Source organism: Planktothrix sp. FACHB-1355 (assembly GCF_014748295.1).
Lineage (GTDB): Bacteria > Cyanobacteriota > Cyanobacteriia > Cyanobacteriales > Aerosakkonemataceae > Aerosakkonema > Aerosakkonema funiforme_A.
This window is the reverse complement of record NZ_JACJUP010000846.1, coordinates 1-3166: the sequence shown is the minus strand read 5'-3', so window position 1 is coordinate 3166 and position 3166 is coordinate 1. Positions and strand designations below refer to the sequence as shown.

The 3166-nt window shown below is 43.6% G+C and carries 4 protein-coding genes and 1 pseudogene; 3 read left to right on the top strand and 2 right to left on the bottom strand.

The features are described 5' to 3' along the window. Nucleotides 1-389 (bottom strand): hypothetical protein (locus tag H6S82_RS25860; protein WP_199317963.1); only part of this gene is annotated, 389 nt, incomplete at its 3' end. Between the two features lie 7 nt (nucleotides 390-396). Next, nucleotides 397-1044 carry a hypothetical protein gene (locus H6S82_RS25855; RefSeq protein ID WP_190470015.1) on the bottom strand — a complete coding sequence of 216 codons (648 nt, stop codon included), beginning with the start codon at nucleotides 1042-1044 and terminating at the stop codon, nucleotides 397-399. Nucleotides 1045-1274: 230 nt separating this feature from the next. Between H6S82_RS25855 and psbP the strand changes: the two genes are divergently transcribed. The 3 genes and pseudogenes from psbP to H6S82_RS25840 all read left to right on the top strand — a co-directional run. After that, entirely contained in the window at nucleotides 1275-1817 is a 543-nt protein-coding gene (psbP, locus tag H6S82_RS25850; protein ID WP_190470061.1) for a photosystem II reaction center PsbP, read from the top strand. An 89-nt stretch (nucleotides 1818-1906) separates the two neighbouring features. Further along, nucleotides 1907-2536 carry a nucleoside triphosphate pyrophosphatase gene (locus H6S82_RS25845; RefSeq protein ID WP_199315465.1) on the top strand — a complete coding sequence of 210 codons (630 nt, stop codon included), beginning with the start codon at nucleotides 1907-1909 and terminating at the stop codon, nucleotides 2534-2536. Nucleotides 2537-2831: 295 nt separating this feature from the next. Beyond that, nucleotides 2832-3166 (top strand): annotated as a pseudogene (locus H6S82_RS25840) (cobyrinic acid a,c-diamide synthase); the annotation flags it as partial.

Below are 3166 nucleotides of genomic sequence, written 5' to 3'. Positions count from 1 at the left end.
GGTGAAATATCGGGGTGAAGCGCAATGGCGATCGCTTTTTTCAATAAAGCAATTATTTCTGGTTTCCGTGCTGGATTTTGCATCGCATAACTTACCAATCCTTCACTCATATACGAAAGAGCAATAATCCCTTTACTCCGCGTCAAACCAACTTGACGCAACCCTGTGAAAGGTTGATTTAAAAAAGTTTGAATTTGAAGATAATGGTTGTATGCCTGCATTCCGCTAACATCATATAGCCAAACGCTCGTTTGCGTGAGTACAAGCAATCCGGTGAGGGCAAATAAGACAAATTTCGTTTTTTTATAGCGCTTTTTTAGCCACAAGGCTAAGCCAAGGGGAATGGCAGAAACAAATACCAATAAAATCAGCAGTGCAACAAAACTCATAGTGGGGTCAAAAAAGAGTTTTTTTGGGTAAGTCTTTAGATTGAAAAGCAAGCCATTGGGGATAGGCGGAGGAATTTTGAACTTGCAATTTAGAGGCGGAGTAAGTTTGGAATAGCCAAATAGATACAGTTTCAAGATTATACATTAAATTGGCATCTTCGCCAAATGCTTCCAAGGCAAGACTCCACCAAAGATTGTCTTTGATATCGAGTTGGGTGATTTCTACATTACAGCCTTGGTTAATGGCTTTATCGACAGGTACTGATGTTACCGAAGCATCGGCAGAGACTTGGTATTTGCGTTGCGATCGCACTTTTTTTACACTCACCCACGGCCTTTTTTTGAGCGCATCTGCGGGAATCAAACTTTCTGCTGTCGCATCTTCACAACTCCACTTCACCCATTTTTCTGCCTTACCTTCTACATTATCTCCAAAACTCAAAGTATCCAATTCGGCTTTTCGCAATTTGATTTCCAAACGCTGCTGTCGAAGTTTGATTCCCAGATATTCACATTCGGGAATATATAAATAGATATCTTCTCGTTCTTCTGGTGATTGGTGATGTTCGCCTAGCGCATCGCCGTTAAACCAATCTTTAATATCTTCTGGTAGTTTACCGCGATTAAACCATCGCAATTCGGTAGTTATCAACATCGCTTGTCCTTCTTTGATAATTTGTAATAATAAGCGATTTCTTCTCTGCACTTGTGCTTTTAAAGTATCCCTCTTATATAGTGGTATATAGCGGTTTGCAGGTGCGCGACCTACATAATTTTTTCACTCCCCCACTCCCCCACTCCCCCACTCCCTCGCTCTAGGTCAACTGCGATCGCGTCAAATAAATGAGAAAATATAACGACACTGCCCAAGGGAAATATCTAGAGATGCTCAAACGAATCGCAGCGGTACTTTTAGTCGTGCTAAGCTTGACTCTGACAAGTTGCGTTGGCGGCACTGTCGGTTTGAAAAGCTATATTGATAGCATGGACGGCTACCAGTTCCTTTATCCTAATGGTTGGATACCAGTCAAAGTATCAAAAAATGGCCCCGATGTGGTGTTCCACGATTTGATCGAGCAAAGCGAGAACGTCAGCGTGGTCATCAGTCCAGTGGAATCTGCCAAAACGCTCAGCGATCTGGGCACTGCTAGTGAGGTAGGATATAAACTGTCCAAAGTTGCTTTAGCTCCTGCGGGATCTGGACGCGAAGCGGAATTGGTGAATGCCGAGGCGAGAGAAGGTAATGGCAAAATGTACTACCTTTTGGAATATCTCATAAAATTGCCCAACCAGGAACGGCACAATTTAACCAGTGTTGTCCTCAACAACAGCAAACTCTATACTTTTAGCGCATCCACTACAGAAAAGCGCTGGCAAAAAGTGAAAAATCAGTTCCAGCAAATTGTTGATTCTTTCTTTGTCTATTAGTTGGTCAGTTTGCGATCGCAAACTAACCAAAAACTTATGACTTTTGGCAGATGCCAAATCACAACGCACAACTGACAACTGACAAGGAAATGGTCAATCCCAAATCCCAAATCCCAAATCCCAAATTAGTATTAGCTTCTGCCTCGCCAGCCCGCCGTCGTTTGTTACAAATTGCTGGCATAGAAGCAGTTGTCTGTCCCAGCGATTTTGATGAGTCGCAAGTCAATATCGACAATGCGGCGGAACTGGTAAAAACGCTAGCGCAACGCAAGGCGGAAACAGTGGCACCTCAGTTCGCAGATGCGCTATTGTTGGGTTGTGATTCTGTGTTGGCGATCGCAGGCGAAATTCACGGCAAACCGGCTGATGCAGAAGAAGCGATCGCCCGTTGGCAAATGATGCGCGGTAAAGTTGGTGACCTGTATACGGGTCATGCTTTAATTGACCAACAGCAGGGCAAAACTTTGGTGCGATCTCAGGTGACGCGGGTGTACTTTGCCAATGTCAGCGATCGTCAAATCGAAGCATACGTCGCCAGCAGCGAACCGCTAAAATGTGCTGGATGTTTCGCCCTTGAAGGCAAAGGAGGTCTTTTTGTCGAGAAAATCGAAGGCTGTCACTCCAACGTCATCGGTCTGAGTATGCCCCTCCTGCGTCAGATGTTGGGCGAACTGGGATACGATGTTACAGACTTTTGGCAGATATCTGAGATAAAATAGACTTTTGTTGCAATCCAGAAGGATTTTGTGTTCTCACAGCTGTTTGGGAATACTAAATAGTAGCTCGATCGCAACCAAACTCAAAAGTAACAGTCAAAACTTAACAGTTATAGCAACAAGGCAGTTAGGACGTTCTTAATTCCATCAAGCCGTTTATTATAGCTTCTTTTTTTGACTTTTGACTTTTGACTTTTTCTGGCCCCTAGCTATAAAAGCTGAGCCCGCTCCTCAGCAACACTTGTTTCAAGCTAAATGCGGATAACCTTTGTGTATCTACCTATACCTGCTTCCGCTTATGAAACCCAAACTTGGAAACTCGTCCAAACCGCGAAAATTTCAATCCTACAGCATTCTGGAAACACTTCCTCCACTTGCGAAAAAATGGGCGGAAAGTTTGCCTTGGGAAGAACGCCGTTATGTTTTGTCACTTTGTCATCTTCTCTGTGGATCTACCCCAGATTTGCAAGCAGAGTTTTTAGATGAATATACCGCAGATGGCTTAGTGGCGCGAATGCTGGAAGACAGAGACACGCAACACCAAGTTCAAAAGTATCTATTCAGATTTTACCTCAAAACCGAGCTTAATCAAGCCGTCTTAAAAAGCTACGTCAGGCAATTTTTTATCCATTC